The sequence below is a fragment of the Pseudomonas sp. MDV22-iso1 genome, from assembly GCF_058145095.1.
Window position 1 is genome coordinate 71,362 of the sequence record NZ_JBYVMF010000024.1, and the last position, 15,748, is coordinate 87,109.

Here is a 15,748-nt window from a genome sequence, read left to right on the forward strand (position 1 = left end):
AGCCCTTACTTGGAGTAGAGCTCGACAATCAGGCTTTCGTTGATGTCGGCGGACAGATCACTGCGAGCTGGAACGTTCTTGAAAACGCCCGACTTCTTCTCAGTGTCTACTTCTACCCATTCTACGCGGCCACGTTGGGCACACAGATCGAGAGCTTGGACAATGCGAAGTTGGTTCTTTGCTTTCTCGCGGATCGCGACCACGTCACCAGCACGAACCTGGTAAGACGGTACGTTTACGGTCTGACCGTTAACGCTGACGGATTTGTGCGATACCAGCTGACGGGATTCGGCACGAGTAGAGCCAAAACCCATACGGTATACAACGTTGTCCAGACGGCATTCGAGCAGTTGCAACAGGTTTTCGCCAGTTGCACCTTTCTTGCCAGCAGCTTCTTTGTAGTAGCCGCTGAATTGACGCTCGAGAACGCCGTAGATACGACGGACCTTCTGCTTTTCACGCAGTTGGGTGCCGTAATCGGACTGGCGACCGCGGCGTTGGCCGTGGATACCAGGTGCTGCTTCGATGTTGCACTTCGATTCGATCGCGCGCACGCCGCTCTTCAGGAAGAGATCGGTGCCTTCGCGACGAGCGAGTTTGCATTTTGGACCAATGTAACGAGCCATTCTTTACAATCTCCTGGATTACACGCGGCGCTTCTTCGGCGGACGGCACCCGTTGTGCGGGATTGGCGTCACGTCGGTGATGCTGGCGATCTTATAGCCACAGCCGTTCAAAGCACGGACAGCAGACTCACGACCTGGACCTGGACCCTTGACGTTAACGTCGAGGTTTTTCAGGCCGTATTCCAGCGCAGCTTGACCAGCACGTTCAGCAGCTACTTGAGCAGCAAACGGCGTGGACTTGCGGGAACCGCGGAAACCCGAACCACCGGAGGTAGCCCAAGAAAGCGCGTTACCTTGACGGTCGGTGATGGTCACGATTGTGTTGTTAAAAGATGCATGGATGTGGGCGATGCCATCAACCACTGTCTTTTTAACTTTTTTACGAGGACGAGCAGCAGGTTTTGCCATGATAATTTTCCTGTCGATTCGCTGGGGCGATTACTTGCGGATCGGCTTACGCGGACCTTTACGGGTACGCGCGTTAGTCTTGGTACGCTGACCGCGTACTGGAAGACCACGACGATGACGCAGACCGCGATAGCAACCGAGGTCCATCAAACGCTTGATTTTCATGTTGATTTCGCGACGCAGGTCACCTTCAGTGGTGAACTTCGCCACTTCGCCACGCAGCTGTTCAATCTGCTCGTCGCTCAGATCCTTGATCTTTGCGGCTGGGTTTACCCCAGTCACTGCGCAAATTTTCTGCGCAGTAGTGCGACCAACACCATAGATGTAGGTCAGCGAGATAACAGTGTGCTTGTTATCTGGAATGTTAACGCCTGCAATACGGGCCATTCAGTGGGACTCCAATTGACAGCTACCTACGCCCCGGAAGCCAAGAAATAGGGCGCGAGATAATATCGCTGTAATAACAAATAATCAACCCGGCAGCGCACTAGCTGCCGGGCTTCAAGCGGATCACACTCAGCCTTGGCGCTGTTTGTGACGCGGTTCCGCGCTGCAAATTACTCGAACAACACCTTCGCGGCGAATAATCTTGCAGTTACGGCACAGCTTTTTCACCGATGCACGAACTTTCATCACCAACTCCTCTCACCTTATGGGTACTTCAGCGAAGCATGCCGCTGCCGTAGCCCTTCAGGTTGGCTTTCTTCATCAGGGATTCGTACTGGTGCGAAACGAGGTGCGATTGTACTTGGGACATGAAGTCCATCACAACCACGACGACGATCAGCAACGAGGTCCCGCCAAGGTAGAACGGAACGTTTGCTGCAACCACCAGAAACTGGGGCAACAAGCACACGGCCGTCATATATAGAGCACCGAACAGGGTCAGACGAGTCAGAACGCCATCAATGTAGCGCGCAGACTGCTCACCTGGACGGATGCCCGGAATAAAGGCACCGGACTTCTTCAGGTTTTCCGCTACGTCTTTCGGATTGAACATCAACGCCGTATAGAAGAAGCAGAAGAAAATAATCCCTGCACTAAACAGCAGAATATTCAACGGCTGACCAGGAGCGATCGACTGCGAGATGTCCTGCAGCCAGCCCATACCTTCAGACTGACCAAACCAGGTACCCAACGAAGCCGGGAACAGCAAAATGCTGCTCGCGAAAATGGCCGGAATAACACCGGCCATGTTCACCTTCAGCGGCAAGTGGCTAGTCTGTGCAGCAAAAACCTTGCGGCCCTGCTGACGCTTGGCGTAGTGAACAGCTATACGACGCTGACCACGCTCAATGAACACCACAAAACCGATAATCGCTACTGCCAGCAAACCGATGGCAACCAGGGCGAAAATATTGATATCACCCTGCCGCGCAGACTCGAAAGACTGCCCGATCGCTCTCGGAAGACCGGCGACGATACCTGCGAAAATCAACATCGAGATACCGTTGCCAACACCACGCTCAGTAATCTGCTCACCCAGCCACATCATGAACATCGCACCAGCCACAAAAGTGGATACCGCGACGAAATGGAAGCCAAAGTCACCAGTGAACGAAACACCCTGCCCTGCCAGACCAATGGACATGCCAATTGCCTGAACCAGAGCGAGGACGACAGTGCCGTAGCGGGTGTACTGGGCAATCTTGCGACGCCCAGCTTCACCTTCCTTCTTCAACTGCTCGAGCTGCGGGCTGACGGCGGTCATCAACTGCATGATGATCGATGCCGAAATATACGGCATGATCCCCAGTGCAAAGATGCTCATCCGTTCCAGCGCGCCGCCAGAAAACATGTTGAACAAGCTAAGAATGGTCCCCTCATTCTGTCGAAACAGGTCCGCGAGTCGGTCCGGGTTGATACCTGGAACCGGGATGTGTGCGCCTATTCGGTAGACGATAATCGCCAGGAACAGAAAACGCAGACGAGCCCAGAGTTCAGACATACCGCCTTTGCCGAGCGCAGAGAGAGCACCTTGCTTAGCCATTTATTCCTCGAACTTGCCGCCAGCTGCTTCGATAGCCGAACGCGCACCTTTGGTGGCGCCGATTCCCTTTCCGATGGTAACAGCGCGAGTAACTTCGCCGGACAGCATGATTTTCACGCGCTGTACGTTGACGTTGATCACGTTGGCATCTTTCAGGGACTGCACGGTAACGATGTCGCCTTCCACTTTAGCCAGCTCGGATAAACGCACTTCTGCGCGATCCATGGCTTTCAGGGAAACGAAACCGAACTTCGGCAGGCGACGATGCAGCGGCTGTTGACCGCCTTCAAAGCCTGGAGCAATGGTGCCACCGGAGCGGGAGGACTGACCTTTGTGGCCACGGCCACCGGTCTTGCCCAAACCACTACCGATACCACGGCCCGGACGATGCTTTTCGCGACGGGAACCCGGCGCTGGACTCAGATCATTGAGTTTCATCGATTAACCCTCGACACGCAGCATGTAGTAAGCCTTGTTGATCATCCCGCGATTCTCGGGAGTATCAAGTACTTCTACAGTGTGACCGATGCGACGCAGACCCAGACCCTTAACGCACAGTTTGTGGTTAGGGATGCGGCCGGTCATGCTTTTGATCAGCGTAACTTTAACGGTAGCCATGATCAGAAGATCTCCTTGACGCTTTTGCCACGCTTGGCGGCAATGGATTCAGGAGACTGCATAGCTTTCAAACCTTTAAAAGTGGCGTGAACCACGTTTACCGGGTTAGTCGAGCCGTAGCACTTGGCCAGAACGTTCTGAACACCAGCAACTTCGAGGACAGCACGCATAGCGCCGCCAGCGATGATACCGGTACCTTCAGAAGCAGGCTGCATGTACACCTTCGAAGCGCCGTGACCGGACTTCATTGCGTACTGCAGGGTAGTGCCGTTCAGGTCAACTTGGATCATGTTGCGGCGAGCAGCTTCCATTGCCTTCTGGATCGCAGCAGGCACTTCACGTGACTTGCCACGGCCGAAGCCAACACGCCCTTTACCATCACCAACCACGGTCAACGCGGTGAAAGTGAAGATACGGCCGCCTTTAACGGTTTTGGCTACGCGGTTAACTTGAACCAGCTTCTCAATGTAGCCTTCGTCGCGCTTTTGGTCGTTATTTGACATAACTTAGAACTCCAGCCCAGCTTCACGAGCAGCATCAGCCAGCGCCTTGACGCGGCCGTGGTACTTGAAGCCAGAGCGGTCGAAAGCCACCTGCGAGACGCCAGCGGCTTTAGCACGCGTAGCGACCAGCTGGCCAACCTTAGTGGCCGCGTCGATGTTGCCAGTGGCGCCATCACGCAGTTCTTTATCCAAAGTCGAGGCGGATGCCAGGACTTTGTTGCCGTCGGCCGAAATGACCTGGGCGTAAATGTGCTGCGACGAGCGGAACACGCAGAGACGCACGACTTCGAGTTCGTGCATTTTCAGGCGTGCTTTGCGAGCGCGACGCAGTCGAGTAACTTTTTTGTCGGTCATTTGCTATGCCCTACTTCTTCTTGGCTTCTTTACGACGGACGACTTCGTCCGCGTAGCGCACACCTTTGCCTTTGTACGGCTCTGGTGGACGGAAGTCGCGGATCTCGGCGGCCACTTGACCTACCAGCTGCTTATCGATGCCCTTGATCAGGATATCGGTCTGGCTAGGAGTCTCAGCGGTGATGCCTTCCGGCAGTTCATAATCCACTGGGTGCGAGAAGCCAAGAGCCAGGTTCAGCACTGTGCCTTTTGCTTGCGCTTTGTAACCAACACCGACCAGCTGGAGCTTGCGCTCGAAGCCTTGGCTTACGCCTTGGACCATGTTGTTTACCAACGCACGAGTGGTACCAGCCATTGCGCGAGTCTGTTGATCGCCATTGCGAGCAGCAAAACGCAGCTCACCGGCTTCTTCAACAATCTCAACGGACGAATGGATGTTCAGTTCGAGAGTGCCCTTGGCACCCTTCACCGAAAGCTGTTGGCCTGCGAATTTGACTTCGACACCGGCTGGCAGCTTAACGGGGTTCTTAGCGACGCGTGACATGCTTATCCCCCCTTAGAACACAGTGCAAAGAACTTCGCCGCCGACACCGGCAGCGCGCGCAGCACGATCCGTCATCACACCTTTGTTGGTGGAGACGATAGACACACCGAGACCGCCACGAACTTTCGGCAGATCATCGACGGACTTGTACTGACGCAGGCCTGGACGGCTAACGCGCTTCACTTCTTCGATGACCGGACGGCCTTCGAAATATTTCAGCTCGATAGACAGCAGTGGTTTGATTTCGCTGCTGATCTGATAACCCGCAATGTAACCTTCGTCCTTCAGGACTTTGGCAACAGCTACCTTCAAAGTAGAAGATGGCATGCTTACGACGGACTTTTCAGCCATCTGGGCATTACGGATTCGAGTTAGCATGTCCGCTAACGGGTCCTGCATACTCATGGGCTAGACGCTCCTAATACACAAAAAATTAGCCTTGCGGCTACTACGTGTCGCCGAGTACATCCATGCGAAAAAAGCACGGGCTCAGGCGAGCCGGGTATTCTAGACACACCCCACAAATGAATCAAGCCCCAAAAGGGGCTTGATTCAAGTTCAAGGTCACCGGTGGTCAGGATCTTGCGATCCCAAGCACCGAGACTTTGATATTGCTTACCAGCTGGCTTTAACCAGACCAGGTACGTCACCACGCATTGCAGCTTCACGCAGCTTGTTACGGCCAAGGCCGAACTTGCGGTAAACGCCGTGTGGACGACCGGTCAGGCGGCAGCGGTTACGCATGCGCGAAGCGCTTGCGTCACGTGGCTGCTTCTGCAGAGCTACTGTAGCTTCCCAACGTGCTTCTGGACTTGCGTTCAGATCAACGATGATAGCTTTCAGTGCTGCACGCTTTTTGGCGTACTTGGCAACCGTGAGCTGACGCTTCAGCTCGCGGTTTTTCATGCTCATCTTGGCCATTTTCCTACTCCAATCAGTTGCGGAACGGGAATTTGAAAGCACGCAGCAGCGCGCGACCTTCATCATCGTTCTTGGCAGTGGTGGTCAGGGTAATGTCCAGACCGCGGAGAGCATCGATCTTGTCGTAGTCGATTTCCGGGAAGATGATCTGCTCTTTTACGCCCATGCTGTAGTTACCACGACCATCGAAGGACTTGGCATTCAGGCCGCGGAAGTCGCGAACCCGAGGCAGGGAGATCGACAGCAGACGATCCAGGAATTCGTACATACGCTCACGGCGCAGAGTCACTTTGACGCCGATCGGCCAACCTTCACGGACTTTAAAGCCAGCGATGGATTTCCGAGCGTAAGTCACAACGACTTTCTGACCGGTGATCTTTTCCAGGTCGGCAACAGCGTGCTCGATGACTTTCTTGTCACCGACCGCTTCGCCCAGACCCATGTTCAGGGTGATTTTTGTAACGCGTGGAACTTCCATCACGTTCGAAAGCTTAAGTTCTTCCTTAAGTTTCGGTGCGATTTCCTTCCAGTAAATCTCTTTTAGTCGTGCCATGGTCTTCTACCTAGCAGTGTTCAAGCATCAACCGCTTTTTGGGTCGACTTGAAGACACGAATTTTCTTGCCGTCTTCTACTTTGAAACCAACGCGATCAGCCTTGTTGGTTTCGCCGTTGAAAATGGCGACGTTAGAAGCATCCAGCGGAGCTTCTTTTTCGACGATACCGCCTTGCACGCCCGACATAGGGTTAGGCTTGGTATGACGCTTAACCAGGTTCAGACCGCCAATAACCAAACGGTTGTTAGCGAGAACCTTAAGCACCTTACCGCGCTTACCTTTGTCTTTGCCGGCGATCACGATGATCTCGTCGTCACGACGAATCTTTTGCATGTCGGATCTCCTTACAGCACTTCTGGGGCGAGCGAGACGATCTTCATGAACTTCTCAGTACGAAGTTCACGGGTCACTGGCCCAAAGATACGGGTGCCGATCGGCTCTTGCTTGTTGTTCAGAAGAACAGCAGCGTTGCCATCAAAGCGGATAATGGAGCCATCAGCACGACGTACGCCGTGACGAGTGCGGACTACAACAGCAGTCATCACTTGGCCTTTTTTCACTTTACCGCGAGGAATTGCTTCCTTCACGGTAACTTTGATGATGTCACCGATACCAGCGTAACGACGATGGGAGCCACCCAGCACCTTGATGCACATAACGCGGCGAGCGCCGCTGTTATCGGCCACATCGAGCATGGATTGAGTCTGAATCATATAATTTCTCCGACCCCTAGTCCTTAGACTTCCACAGCGCGTTCGAGAACATCAACCAGCGCCCAAGACTTGGTCTTGGCCAAAGGACGAGTTTCACGAATAGTGACTTTGTCGCCGATGTGGCACTGATTGGTTTCGTCGTGCGCGTGCAGCTTAGTCGAACGCTTAACGTATTTACCGTAGATCGGGTGCTTAACGCGACGCTCGATCAGAACGGTGATGGTCTTGTCCATTTTGTCGCTGACAACACGGCCAGTCAGCGTACGGACGGTTTTTTCGGCTTCAGCCATGATTACTTACCTGCCTGCTGTTTGAGCACAGTCTTCACGCGAGCGATGTCACGCTTAACTTGCCGGAGCAGGTGAGACTGCCCCAACTGGCCAGTTGCTTTCTGCATACGCAGATTGAACTGGTCGCGCAGCAGGCCGAGCAGTTGCTCGTTAAGCTGCGGCGCGTCTTTTTCACGAAGTTCATTCGCTTTCATCACATCACCGTCCGTTTAACAAAGGCGGTGGCGAGCGGCAGCTTTGCAGCAGCCAGGGCAAAAGCCTCACGCGCCAGCTCTTCAGTTACACCCTCGATTTCATACAGGACTTTACCTGGCTGAATCTGGGCAACCCAGTACTCCACACTACCCTTACCTTTACCCATCCGAACTTCGAGTGGCTTTTTGGAAATAGGCTTGTCCGGGAATACACGGATCCAGATCTTGCCGCCACGTTTAACGTGACGGGTCAGAGCACGACGCGCTGACTCGATCTGACGAGCGGTGAGACGACCACGAGCTACAGACTTCAGCGCGAACTCGCCGAAGCTGACTTTGCTACCGCGCTGTGCCAGACCACGGTTGTGGCCTGTCATCTGCTTGCGGAACTTCGTACGCTTTGGTTGCAACATTTGGCGTACCCCTTACTTAGCAGCTTTTTTACGAGGCGCTGGTGCTTGTGGTTTCAGCTCTTCTTGGCGACCACCAATTACTTCGCCTTTGAAGATCCAAACCTTTACACCGATCACACCATAAGTGGTGTGAGCTTCGTAGTTGGCATAGTCGATGTCGGCACGCAGGGTGTGCAGTGGCACACGACCTTCGCGATACCATTCAGTACGTGCGATTTCAGCACCGCCGAGACGACCGCTCACTTGGATTTTGATGCCTTTGGCACCAATGCGCATGGCGTTCTGTACAGCGCGCTTCATAGCGCGACGGAACATTACGCGGCGCTCCAGCTGCTGAGCTACGCTCTGCGCAACCAACATACCGTCGAGTTCCGGCTTGCGGATTTCTTCGATATTGATGTGCACAGGCACACCCATTTGCTTGGTCAGGTCCTGACGCAGTTTCTCAACATCTTCACCTTTCTTCCCGATAACGATACCTGGACGAGCGGTGTGGATGGTGATACGTGCTGTTTGAGCCGGACGATGGATATCGATACGGCTTACGGACGCGCTTTTTAGTTTGTCTTGGAGATACTCACGCACCTTCAGATCAGCGAACAAATAGTCCGCATAAGTCCGACCGTCTGCGTACCAGACGGAGGTGTGCTCCTTGACGATTCCCAGGCGAATGCCAATGGGATGTACTTTCTGACCCATCTCTTCGACTCCGTTACTTGTCAGCAACCTTGACAGTGATATGGCAAGACCGCTTGACGATGCGATCAGCACGGCCTTTGGCTCGTGGCATGATTCGCTTCAGCGAACGCCCTTCGTTGACGAAAACGGTGCTGACTTTAAGGTCATCAACGTCTGCGCCTTCGTTATGCTCGGCGTTGGCTACGGCCGACTCCAGCACTTTCTTCATGATCTCGGCGGCTTTCTTACTGCTGAAAGCCAACAGGTTGAGCGCTTCGCCCACCTTCTTCCCGCGGATCTGGTCGGCGACCAAGCGGGCTTTCTGGGCGGAGATTCGAGCGCCCGACAACTTAGCGGCTACTTCCATCGTTCCTTACCCCTTAACGCTTGGCTTTCTTGTCTGCCACGTGCCCACGATATGTGCGGGTACCGGCAAACTCGCCTAGTTTGTGGCCGACCATGTCTTCGTTCACGAGAACTGGAACATGTTGACGACCGTTATGCACTGCAATGGTCAAACCGACCATTTGTGGCAGGATCATCGAACGACGCGACCAGGTTTTAACTGGTTTGCGATCGTTCTTTTCCGCCGCCACTTCGATCTTCTTCAGTAGGTGAAGATCAATAAAAGGACCTTTTTTCAGAGAACGTGGCACTGTCGTATCCCTCTATTTACTTGCGACGACGGACGATCATTTTGTCGGTACGCTTATTACCACGAGTCTTCGCGCCCTTAGTCGGGAAGCCCCATGGCGATACCGGATGACGACCACCAGAGGTACGACCTTCACCACCACCATGTGGGTGGTCAACCGGGTTCATGGCAACACCACGAACGGTTGGGCGAACGCCACGCCAGCGTTTGGCACCAGCTTTACCCAGCGAACGCAGGCTGTGCTCGGAGTTCGAGACTTCACCCAGGGTCGCGCGGCATTCAGCCAGCACTTTACGCATCTCACCAGAACGCAGACGCAGGGTCACGTAGACACCTTCACGAGCGATCAGCTGAGCCGAAGCACCAGCGGAACGAGCGATTTGCGCGCCTTTACCTGGCTTCAATTCGATGCCGTGTACGGTGCTACCAACTGGAATGTTACGCAGTTGCAGAGCGTTGCCCGGCTTGATCGGTGCCAGAGCACCTGCGATCAGCTGGTCGCCAGCGCTCACGCCTTTAGGGGCGATGATGTAGCGACGCTCGCCATCTGCGTACAGCAGCAGAGCGATGTGAGCAGTACGGTTTGGATCGTATTCAATGCGCTCGACAGTGGCAGTGATGCCATCTTTGTCGTTGCGACGGAAATCGACCAGACGATAATGCTGCTTATGGCCACCACCGATGTGACGAGTGGTAATACGACCATTGTTGTTACGACCACCAGTCTTCGATTTTTTCTCGAGCAGCGGTGCGTGAGGAGCGCCTTTATGCAGCTCCTGGTTGACCACCTTGACCACAAAACGGCGGCCAGGGGAAGTCGGTTTGCATTTAACGATTGCCATGATGCACCCCTTCCTTACTCAGCACTGCTGCTGAAATCGAGATCTTGGCCTGGCTGAAGGGAGATAACTGCCTTCTTCCAGTCATTACGCTTGCCCAGACCGCGAGCAGTGCGCTTGCTCTTACCCAGAACATTCAGGGTAGTAACACGCTCTACTTTCACGCTGAACAGGCTTTCGACGGCCTTCTTGATTTCCAGCTTGGTTGCGTCAGTTGCAACCTTGAAAACGAACTGGCCTTTCTTGTCAGCCAGAACCGTAGCCTTCTCGGAAACGTGCGGGCCAAGCAGAACTTTAAATACGCGTTCCTGGTTCATCCCAGCAGCTCCTCGAATTTCTTCACGGCCGACACGGTGATCAACACCTTGTCGTATGCGATCAGACTAACTGGATCGGAACCTTGCACGTCACGTACATCAACGTGTGGCAGGTTACGAGCAGCCAGGTACAGGTTCTGATCAACCACTTCAGACACGATCAAGACGTCAGTCAGGCCCATGCCGGTCAGTTTGTTCAGCAGATCTTTGGTCTTCGGTGCATCAACAGCGAAGTCCTGAACCACAACCAGACGATCAGTACGCACCAGCTCAGCAAGGATGGAACGCATTGCTGCGCGATACATCTTCTTGTTCAGCTTCTGGGTGTGATCCTGAGGACGAGCTGCGAAAGTGGTACCGCCGCCACGCCAGATTGGGCTACGGATAGTACCGGCACGAGCACGGCCAGTACCTTTCTGACGCCATGGGCGCTTACCGCCACCACGAACGTCGGAACGGGTCTTTTGCTGCTTGCTACCTTGACGGCCGCCGGCCATGTAGGCCACGACTGCTTGGTGAACCAGCGTCTCGTTGAATTCGCCGCCAAATGTCAGTTCGGAAACTTCGATCGCTTGAGCGTCATTTACATTTAATTGCATGTCAGCTTCCCCTTAACCGCGAGCCTTGGCTGCTGGACGTACAACCAAGTTGCCGCCAGTAGCGCCAGGAACAGCGCCCTTGACCAACAACAGATTGCGTTCAGCGTCCACGCGCACTACTTCGAGGGACTGCACGGTCACGCGCTCAGCGCCCATATGACCGGACATTTTTTTGCCCTTGAATACACGACCAGGAGTCTGGCACTGGCCGATAGAGCCTGGAACGCGGTGGGACACGGAGTTACCGTGGGTATTATCTTGCCCGCGGAAGTTCCAACGCTTGATCGTACCCTGGAAGCCTTTACCCTTGGACTGACCGGTTACATCAACCAGTTGACCAGCAGCGAAGATTTCAGCGTTGATCAGATCGCCGGCCTGGTACTCGCCTTCTTCAAGACGGAATTCCATTACGGTACGACCAGCGGCAACGTTCGCCTTAGCGAAGTGGCCAGCCTGAGCAGCTGTAACACGCGAAGCACGACGCTCGCCTACAGTGACTTGCACTGCACGATAGCCATCGGTCTCTTCAGTTTTGAACTGGGTGACGCGATTCGGCTCGATCTCAATGACCGTGACCGGAATGGAGACACCTTCTTCGGTGAAAATACGGGTCATACCGCATTTACGACCGACTACACCAATAGTCATGTTGTAAACCTCATGAGTGTACGGGGCTTTCACCCGCTATGGCCGCCCATTTCAGAGCGTTACACGACTAAGACCGAGTCTTAGCCGAGGCTGATCTGCACTTCCACACCGGCCGCAAGATCAAGCTTCATAAGTGCATCAACGGTTTTATCCGTTGGCTGGACGATGTCCAGAACGCGCTTATGAGTACGGATCTCGTACTGGTCACGCGCGTCTTTGTTGACGTGCGGGGAGACCAGAACGGTGAACCGCTCTTTACGGGTAGGCAGTGGAATTGGACCACGCACTTGAGCACCAGTACGTTTCGCGGTTTCCACGATTTCCTGGGTGGATTGGTCGATCAGGCGATGGTCAAAAGCCTTCAACCTGATACGGATTTGCTGATTTTGCATTGGATTTCAGACTCCGGCTGCTATTCCCAGCGAGCGCAATACGCCCGTTAAAAGGAGGCGCAATTCTATAGACGGGCTACTACAGTGTCAACCCAATAAAAAAGCCCCCGCTAGGCGGGGGCTTTTTCAAGTCATCACTTATTAAGCGATGATTTTGGCTACGACGCCAGCGCCGACGGTACGACCGCCTTCACGAATAGCGAAACGCAGACCATCTTCCATTGCGATGGTTTTGATCAGGGTGACAACCATTTTGATGTTGTCGCCTGGCATTACCATTTCAACGCCTTCCGGCAGTTCGCAGTTACCGGTCACGTCAGTGGTCCGGAAGTAGAACTGTGGACGGTAGCCTTTGAAGAACGGAGTGTGGCGACCGCCTTCTTCTTTGCTCAACACGTACACTTCAGCTTCGAAGGTAGTGTGCGGCTTAACCGAACCTGGCTTGACCAGAACCTGGCCACGCTCAACGTCGTCACGCTTGGTGCCGCGCAGCAGCACGCCGCAGTTCTCGCCCGCACGACCTTCGTCGAGCAGCTTACGGAACATTTCAACACCGGTGCAGGTGGTGACAGTAGTGTCACGCAGACCAACGATTTCCAGTGGATCCTGAACCTTGACGATACCGCGCTCGATACGACCGGTCACAACAGTACCGCGACCCGAGATCGAGAATACGTCTTCGATTGGCATCAGGAACGGCTTGTCGATAACACGAACTGGATCTGGGATGTAGCTGTCCAGAGTCTCAACCAGTTTACGAACGGCAGTGGTGCCCATTTCGTTGTCATCTTGGCCGTTCAGAGCCATCAGAGCGGAACCGATGATGATCGGAGTGTCGTCGCCCGGGAAGTCGTAAGTGCTCAGCAGATCGCGCACTTCCATCTCAACCAGTTCCAGCAGCTCAGCGTCGTCTACCATGTCAGCCTTGTTCAGGAAGACAACGATGTACGGAACGCCAACCTGACGGGACAGCAGGATGTGCTCACGAGTCTGTGGCATCGGACCATCAGCGGCCGAGCAAACCAGAATAGCGCCGTCCATCTGTGCAGCACCGGTGATCATGTTCTTCACATAGTCAGCGTGACCTGGGCAGTCAACGTGAGCGTAGTGACGGATCAGCGAGTTGTATTCAACGTGCGCGGTGTTGATGGTGATACCACGAGCTTTTTCTTCCGGAGCGCTGTCGATTTTGTCGAAAGCAACAACGGCCGAACCGAAAACTTCGGAGCAAACACGAGTCAGAGCAGCGGTCAGCGTGGTTTTACCGTGGTCGACGTGACCGATGGTGCCAACGTTGACGTGCGGGAGGGTACGGTCAAATTTTTCTTTAGCCACGACAATTAACTCCTAGCCTAAAGGGGCTGAATCAGCCTTGTTTTTTGGTAACGGTTTCGACGATGTGCGACGGAGCCGTATTGTATTTTTTGAATTCCATAGAGTAGCTTGCGCGACCTTGGGACATGGAGCGAACGTCGGTTGCGTAACCAAACATCTCACCCAACGGAACCTCGGCACGAATTACTTTGCCGGAAACCGTATCTTCCATACCCAGGATCATGCCGCGACGACGGTTAAGGTCGCCCATCACGTCACCCATATAGTCTTCAGGTGTAACAACCTCTACCGCCATGATTGGCTCAAGCAACTCACCACCACCCTTCTGGGCCAGTTGCTTGGTTGCCATGGAAGCAGCCACCTTAAACGCCATCTCGTTGGAGTCGACGTCGTGGTAGGAACCATCAAACACAGTAGCCTTCAGGCCGATCAGCGGATAACCGGCAACAACGCCGTTCTTCATCTGCTCTTCAATGCCCTTCTGGATAGCCGGGATGTATTCCTTAGGAACCACACCACCCACTACTTCGTTCACGAATTGCAGACCTTCCTGACCTTCGTCAGCAGGAGCAAAACGGATCCAGCAATGGCCGAACTGACCACGACCGCCGGATTGACGAACGAACTTGCCTTCAATCTCACAGTTCTTCGTGATGCGCTCACGATAAGAAACCTGAGGCTTACCGATGTTGGCTTCGACGTTGAACTCACGGCGCATCCGGTCAACCAGGATGTCCAAGTGCAACTCGCCCATGCCAGAGATGATCGTTTGACCAGTCTCTTCATCAGTCTTGACGCGGAAAGATGGATCTTCCTGAGCAAGCTTGCCCAGAGCGATACCCATTTTTTCCTGGTCATCCTTGGTCTTAGGCTCAACGGCAACCGAAATAACCGGCTCCGGGAAGTCCATGCGAACCAGGATGATTGGCTTGTCAGCGCTGCACAAGGTTTCACCAGTGGTGACGTCCTTCATGCCGATCAAGGCCGCGATGTCACCAGCGCGCACTTCCTTGATTTCTTCACGGGCGTTTGCGTGCATTTGCACCATACGACCCACGCGCTCTTTCTTGCCCTTAACCGAGTTGATCACGCCGTCGCCGGAGGCCAACACGCCCGAGTAAACTCGAACGAAGGTCAAGGTACCCACAAATGGGTCGGTAGCGATTTTGAAAGCCAGAGCCGAGAACGGCTCGCTGTCATCTGCATGACGCTCCATTTGCTTTTCCTCGTCATCCGGGTCAGTACCCTTGATGGCAGGAATGTCAGTTGGAGCAGGCAGGTAATCGATAACGGCGTCGAGAACCAGGGGAACACCCTTGTTCTTGAAGGAAGAACCACAAACAGCCAAGACGATCTCACCAGCGATAGTACGCTGACGCAGAGCGGCTTTGATTTCCGCGTTGGTGAGTTCTTCACCTTCGAGGTACTTGTTCATCAGTTCTTCGCTGGCTTCGGCCGCAGCCTCAACCATGTTGCCGCGCCACTCGTCAGCCAATTCCTGCAGTTCAGCAGGGATAGGCTCGCGACGTGGAGTCATGCCTTTGTCAGAGTCATTCCAGTAAACAGCTTCCATGGCCATCAGATCGATCTGACCCTGGAAATTGTCTTCTGAACCGATAGCCAACTGGATTGGCACCGGAGTATGACCCAGACGCTGCTTGATCTGACCGATCACGCGCAGGAAGTTCGCACCAGCACGATCCATCTTGTTTACGTAAACAAGACGTGGAACGCCGTACTTGTTGGCTTGACGCCATACGGTTTCCGACTGAGGCTCAACACCCGAGGTGCCGCAGAACACAACAACCGCGCCGTCGAGAACACGCAGGGAACGCTCAACTTCAATAGTGAAGTCAACGTGGCCCGGGGTGTCGATGACGTTAAAGCGGTATTGGTCCTTGTGCTGCTTCTCGGAACCCTGCCAGAAGGCGGTAATGGCAGCAGAAGTAATGGTAATACCACGCTCCTGCTCCTGAACCATCCAGTCTGTGGTCGCGGCGCCGTCATGCACCTCGCCCATTTTGTGACTTTTGCCAGTGTAAAAAAGGACGCGCTCGGTGGTGGTGGTTTTACCAGCATCCACGTGAGCAACGATACCAATGTTACGGTAGCGATTAATCGGTGTTGTACGAGCCATAAAGCCCTCGCAAAATTAG

The 15,748-nt window shown here is 54.1% G+C and carries 28 protein-coding genes; all 28 read right to left on the reverse strand.

Translation table 11 applies throughout. The features are described 5' to 3' along the window. Window positions 1-5 precede the first annotated feature (5 nt). Window positions 6-626, reverse strand: a complete 621-nt coding sequence (rpsD, locus tag AC3ZVB_RS23240; protein WP_003210056.1) for a 30S ribosomal protein S4 — start codon at window positions 624-626, stop codon at window positions 6-8. 18 nt (window positions 627-644) lie between these two features. Further along, window positions 645-1,034, reverse strand: coding sequence for a 30S ribosomal protein S11 (gene rpsK / locus AC3ZVB_RS23245; RefSeq protein ID WP_002555466.1), 390 nt, complete (start codon window positions 1,032-1,034; stop codon window positions 645-647). A gap of 30 nt (window positions 1,035-1,064) precedes the next feature. After that, complete coding sequence (gene rpsM, locus AC3ZVB_RS23250; RefSeq protein ID WP_003186020.1) at window positions 1,065-1,421, reverse strand: 30S ribosomal protein S13; 357 nt, start codon at window positions 1,419-1,421, stop codon at window positions 1,065-1,067. Between the two features lie 129 nt (window positions 1,422-1,550). Then, on the reverse strand, window positions 1,551-1,667 hold the full coding sequence (rpmJ, locus tag AC3ZVB_RS23255; protein WP_002555468.1) for a 50S ribosomal protein L36: 117 nt from the start codon (window positions 1,665-1,667) through the stop codon (window positions 1,551-1,553). Between the two features lie 28 nt (window positions 1,668-1,695). After that, window positions 1,696-3,024, reverse strand: a complete 1,329-nt coding sequence (gene secY, locus AC3ZVB_RS23260) for a preprotein translocase subunit SecY (protein ID WP_008073883.1) — start codon at window positions 3,022-3,024, stop codon at window positions 1,696-1,698. Next, a complete protein-coding gene (gene rplO / locus AC3ZVB_RS23265; RefSeq protein ID WP_010467269.1) occupies window positions 3,025-3,462 on the reverse strand; it encodes a 50S ribosomal protein L15 in 438 nt (145 codons plus the stop codon). A 3-nt stretch (window positions 3,463-3,465) separates the two neighbouring features. Continuing rightward, the gene (rpmD, locus tag AC3ZVB_RS23270; protein WP_003186033.1) at window positions 3,466-3,642 is read right to left on the reverse strand and encodes a 50S ribosomal protein L30; all 177 of its coding nucleotides are present in this window, start codon (window positions 3,640-3,642) and stop codon (window positions 3,466-3,468) included. Between the two features lie 2 nt (window positions 3,643-3,644). After that, window positions 3,645-4,145, reverse strand: a complete 501-nt coding sequence (rpsE, locus tag AC3ZVB_RS23275; protein WP_007943782.1) for a 30S ribosomal protein S5 — start codon at window positions 4,143-4,145, stop codon at window positions 3,645-3,647. A gap of 3 nt (window positions 4,146-4,148) precedes the next feature. Beyond that, a complete protein-coding gene (rplR, locus tag AC3ZVB_RS23280) occupies window positions 4,149-4,499 on the reverse strand; it encodes a 50S ribosomal protein L18 (protein WP_003186037.1) in 351 nt (116 codons plus the stop codon). Window positions 4,500-4,509: 10 nt separating this feature from the next. Further along, entirely contained in the window at window positions 4,510-5,043 is a 534-nt protein-coding gene (rplF, locus tag AC3ZVB_RS23285) for a 50S ribosomal protein L6 (protein ID WP_003176412.1), read from the reverse strand. 12 nt (window positions 5,044-5,055) lie between these two features. Further along, window positions 5,056-5,448, reverse strand: a complete 393-nt coding sequence (gene rpsH / locus AC3ZVB_RS23290) for a 30S ribosomal protein S8 (protein WP_003186040.1) — start codon at window positions 5,446-5,448, stop codon at window positions 5,056-5,058. Window positions 5,449-5,658: 210 nt separating this feature from the next. Next, entirely contained in the window at window positions 5,659-5,964 is a 306-nt protein-coding gene (gene rpsN, locus AC3ZVB_RS23295) for a 30S ribosomal protein S14 (protein WP_003176414.1), read from the reverse strand. 13 nt (window positions 5,965-5,977) lie between these two features. After that, window positions 5,978-6,517 (reverse strand): 50S ribosomal protein L5, encoded by a 540-nt coding sequence (rplE, locus tag AC3ZVB_RS23300; protein WP_003176415.1) that lies wholly within the window; start codon window positions 6,515-6,517, stop codon window positions 5,978-5,980. Window positions 6,518-6,537: 20 nt separating this feature from the next. Next, the gene (rplX, locus tag AC3ZVB_RS23305; RefSeq protein ID WP_003176416.1) at window positions 6,538-6,852 is read right to left on the reverse strand and encodes a 50S ribosomal protein L24; all 315 of its coding nucleotides are present in this window, start codon (window positions 6,850-6,852) and stop codon (window positions 6,538-6,540) included. 11 nt (window positions 6,853-6,863) lie between these two features. Then, the gene (gene rplN, locus AC3ZVB_RS23310; RefSeq protein ID WP_002555479.1) at window positions 6,864-7,232 is read right to left on the reverse strand and encodes a 50S ribosomal protein L14; all 369 of its coding nucleotides are present in this window, start codon (window positions 7,230-7,232) and stop codon (window positions 6,864-6,866) included. Between the two features lie 23 nt (window positions 7,233-7,255). Next, a complete protein-coding gene (gene rpsQ, locus AC3ZVB_RS23315; protein ID WP_003176419.1) occupies window positions 7,256-7,522 on the reverse strand; it encodes a 30S ribosomal protein S17 in 267 nt (88 codons plus the stop codon). Window positions 7,523-7,524: 2 nt separating this feature from the next. Continuing rightward, window positions 7,525-7,716, reverse strand: coding sequence for a 50S ribosomal protein L29 (gene rpmC / locus AC3ZVB_RS23320; RefSeq protein WP_008030901.1), 192 nt, complete (start codon window positions 7,714-7,716; stop codon window positions 7,525-7,527). After that, entirely contained in the window at window positions 7,716-8,129 is a 414-nt protein-coding gene (rplP, locus tag AC3ZVB_RS23325) for a 50S ribosomal protein L16 (RefSeq protein WP_008145497.1), read from the reverse strand. Before rplP ends, rpmC begins: the two co-directional genes overlap by 1 nt. A gap of 12 nt (window positions 8,130-8,141) precedes the next feature. Further along, window positions 8,142-8,828, reverse strand: a complete 687-nt coding sequence (gene rpsC, locus AC3ZVB_RS23330) for a 30S ribosomal protein S3 (protein WP_003176422.1) — start codon at window positions 8,826-8,828, stop codon at window positions 8,142-8,144. A gap of 13 nt (window positions 8,829-8,841) precedes the next feature. Next, the gene (gene rplV / locus AC3ZVB_RS23335) at window positions 8,842-9,174 is read right to left on the reverse strand and encodes a 50S ribosomal protein L22 (protein ID WP_003103908.1); all 333 of its coding nucleotides are present in this window, start codon (window positions 9,172-9,174) and stop codon (window positions 8,842-8,844) included. A 13-nt stretch (window positions 9,175-9,187) separates the two neighbouring features. Continuing rightward, complete coding sequence (gene rpsS / locus AC3ZVB_RS23340; RefSeq protein WP_002555486.1) at window positions 9,188-9,463, reverse strand: 30S ribosomal protein S19; 276 nt, start codon at window positions 9,461-9,463, stop codon at window positions 9,188-9,190. 16 nt (window positions 9,464-9,479) lie between these two features. Further along, on the reverse strand, window positions 9,480-10,304 hold the full coding sequence (gene rplB, locus AC3ZVB_RS23345; RefSeq protein ID WP_032884535.1) for a 50S ribosomal protein L2: 825 nt from the start codon (window positions 10,302-10,304) through the stop codon (window positions 9,480-9,482). Window positions 10,305-10,318: 14 nt separating this feature from the next. After that, complete coding sequence (gene rplW, locus AC3ZVB_RS23350; RefSeq protein WP_002555488.1) at window positions 10,319-10,618, reverse strand: 50S ribosomal protein L23; 300 nt, start codon at window positions 10,616-10,618, stop codon at window positions 10,319-10,321. After that, window positions 10,615-11,217, reverse strand: a complete 603-nt coding sequence (gene rplD, locus AC3ZVB_RS23355) for a 50S ribosomal protein L4 (RefSeq protein WP_007896707.1) — start codon at window positions 11,215-11,217, stop codon at window positions 10,615-10,617. The genes rplW and rplD overlap by 4 nt, the downstream gene beginning before the upstream one ends. A 12-nt stretch (window positions 11,218-11,229) precedes the next feature. Then, window positions 11,230-11,865, reverse strand: a complete 636-nt coding sequence (gene rplC / locus AC3ZVB_RS23360) for a 50S ribosomal protein L3 (protein WP_003186059.1) — start codon at window positions 11,863-11,865, stop codon at window positions 11,230-11,232. 80 nt (window positions 11,866-11,945) lie between these two features. Then, window positions 11,946-12,257, reverse strand: coding sequence for a 30S ribosomal protein S10 (gene rpsJ / locus AC3ZVB_RS23365; RefSeq protein ID WP_003186070.1), 312 nt, complete (start codon window positions 12,255-12,257; stop codon window positions 11,946-11,948). 141 nt (window positions 12,258-12,398) lie between these two features. After that, window positions 12,399-13,592 carry an elongation factor Tu gene (gene tuf / locus AC3ZVB_RS23370; protein ID WP_008145495.1) on the reverse strand — a complete coding sequence of 398 codons (1,194 nt, stop codon included), beginning with the start codon at window positions 13,590-13,592 and terminating at the stop codon, window positions 12,399-12,401. Window positions 13,593-13,623: 31 nt separating this feature from the next. Beyond that, the gene (gene fusA, locus AC3ZVB_RS23375) at window positions 13,624-15,729 is read right to left on the reverse strand and encodes an elongation factor G (protein WP_162438843.1); all 2,106 of its coding nucleotides are present in this window, start codon (window positions 15,727-15,729) and stop codon (window positions 13,624-13,626) included. Window positions 15,730-15,748: the final 19 nt, after the last annotated feature.

What these genes read in the sequence shown, in the direction of transcription:
- rpsD (WP_003210056.1), bottom strand. Translation starts at nt 626, where the DNA reads ATGGCTCGTTACATTGGTCCAAAATGCAAACTCGCTCGTCGCGAAGGC.
- rpsK (WP_002555466.1), bottom strand. Translation starts at nt 1,034, where the DNA reads ATGGCAAAACCTGCTGCTCGTCCTCGTAAAAAAGTTAAAAAGACAGTG.
- rpsM (WP_003186020.1), bottom strand. Translation starts at nt 1,421, where the DNA reads ATGGCCCGTATTGCAGGCGTTAACATTCCAGATAACAAGCACACTGTT.
- rpmJ (WP_002555468.1), bottom strand. Translation starts at nt 1,667, where the DNA reads ATGAAAGTTCGTGCATCGGTGAAAAAGCTGTGCCGTAACTGCAAGATT.
- secY (WP_008073883.1), bottom strand. Translation starts at nt 3,024, where the DNA reads ATGGCTAAGCAAGGTGCTCTCTCTGCGCTCGGCAAAGGCGGTATGTCT.
- rplO (WP_010467269.1), bottom strand. Translation starts at nt 3,462, where the DNA reads ATGAAACTCAATGATCTGAGTCCAGCGCCGGGTTCCCGTCGCGAAAAG.
- rpmD (WP_003186033.1), bottom strand. Translation starts at nt 3,642, where the DNA reads ATGGCTACCGTTAAAGTTACGCTGATCAAAAGCATGACCGGCCGCATC.
- rpsE (WP_007943782.1), bottom strand. Translation starts at nt 4,145, where the DNA reads ATGTCAAATAACGACCAAAAGCGCGACGAAGGCTACATTGAGAAGCTG.
- rplR (WP_003186037.1), bottom strand. Translation starts at nt 4,499, where the DNA reads ATGACCGACAAAAAAGTTACTCGACTGCGTCGCGCTCGCAAAGCACGC.
- rplF (WP_003176412.1), bottom strand. Translation starts at nt 5,043, where the DNA reads ATGTCACGCGTCGCTAAGAACCCCGTTAAGCTGCCAGCCGGTGTCGAA.
- rpsH (WP_003186040.1), bottom strand. Translation starts at nt 5,448, where the DNA reads ATGAGTATGCAGGACCCGTTAGCGGACATGCTAACTCGAATCCGTAAT.
- rpsN (WP_003176414.1), bottom strand. Translation starts at nt 5,964, where the DNA reads ATGGCCAAGATGAGCATGAAAAACCGCGAGCTGAAGCGTCAGCTCACG.
- rplE (WP_003176415.1), bottom strand. Translation starts at nt 6,517, where the DNA reads ATGGCACGACTAAAAGAGATTTACTGGAAGGAAATCGCACCGAAACTT.
- rplX (WP_003176416.1), bottom strand. Translation starts at nt 6,852, where the DNA reads ATGCAAAAGATTCGTCGTGACGACGAGATCATCGTGATCGCCGGCAAA.
- rplN (WP_002555479.1), bottom strand. Translation starts at nt 7,232, where the DNA reads ATGATTCAGACTCAATCCATGCTCGATGTGGCCGATAACAGCGGCGCT.
- rpsQ (WP_003176419.1), bottom strand. Translation starts at nt 7,522, where the DNA reads ATGGCTGAAGCCGAAAAAACCGTCCGTACGCTGACTGGCCGTGTTGTC.
- rpmC (WP_008030901.1), bottom strand. Translation starts at nt 7,716, where the DNA reads ATGAAAGCGAATGAACTTCGTGAAAAAGACGCGCCGCAGCTTAACGAG.
- rplP (WP_008145497.1), bottom strand. Translation starts at nt 8,129, where the DNA reads ATGTTGCAACCAAAGCGTACGAAGTTCCGCAAGCAGATGACAGGCCAC.
- rpsC (WP_003176422.1), bottom strand. Translation starts at nt 8,828, where the DNA reads ATGGGTCAGAAAGTACATCCCATTGGCATTCGCCTGGGAATCGTCAAG.
- rplV (WP_003103908.1), bottom strand. Translation starts at nt 9,174, where the DNA reads ATGGAAGTAGCCGCTAAGTTGTCGGGCGCTCGAATCTCCGCCCAGAAA.
- rplB (WP_032884535.1), bottom strand. Translation starts at nt 10,304, where the DNA reads ATGGCAATCGTTAAATGCAAACCGACTTCCCCTGGCCGCCGTTTTGTG.
- rplW (WP_002555488.1), bottom strand. Translation starts at nt 10,618, where the DNA reads ATGAACCAGGAACGCGTATTTAAAGTTCTGCTTGGCCCGCACGTTTCC.
- rplD (WP_007896707.1), bottom strand. Translation starts at nt 11,217, where the DNA reads ATGCAATTAAATGTAAATGACGCTCAAGCGATCGAAGTTTCCGAACTG.
- rplC (WP_003186059.1), bottom strand. Translation starts at nt 11,865, where the DNA reads ATGACTATTGGTGTAGTCGGTCGTAAATGCGGTATGACCCGTATTTTC.
- rpsJ (WP_003186070.1), bottom strand. Translation starts at nt 12,257, where the DNA reads ATGCAAAATCAGCAAATCCGTATCAGGTTGAAGGCTTTTGACCATCGC.
- fusA (WP_162438843.1), bottom strand. Translation starts at nt 15,729, where the DNA reads ATGGCTCGTACAACACCGATTAATCGCTACCGTAACATTGGTATCGTT.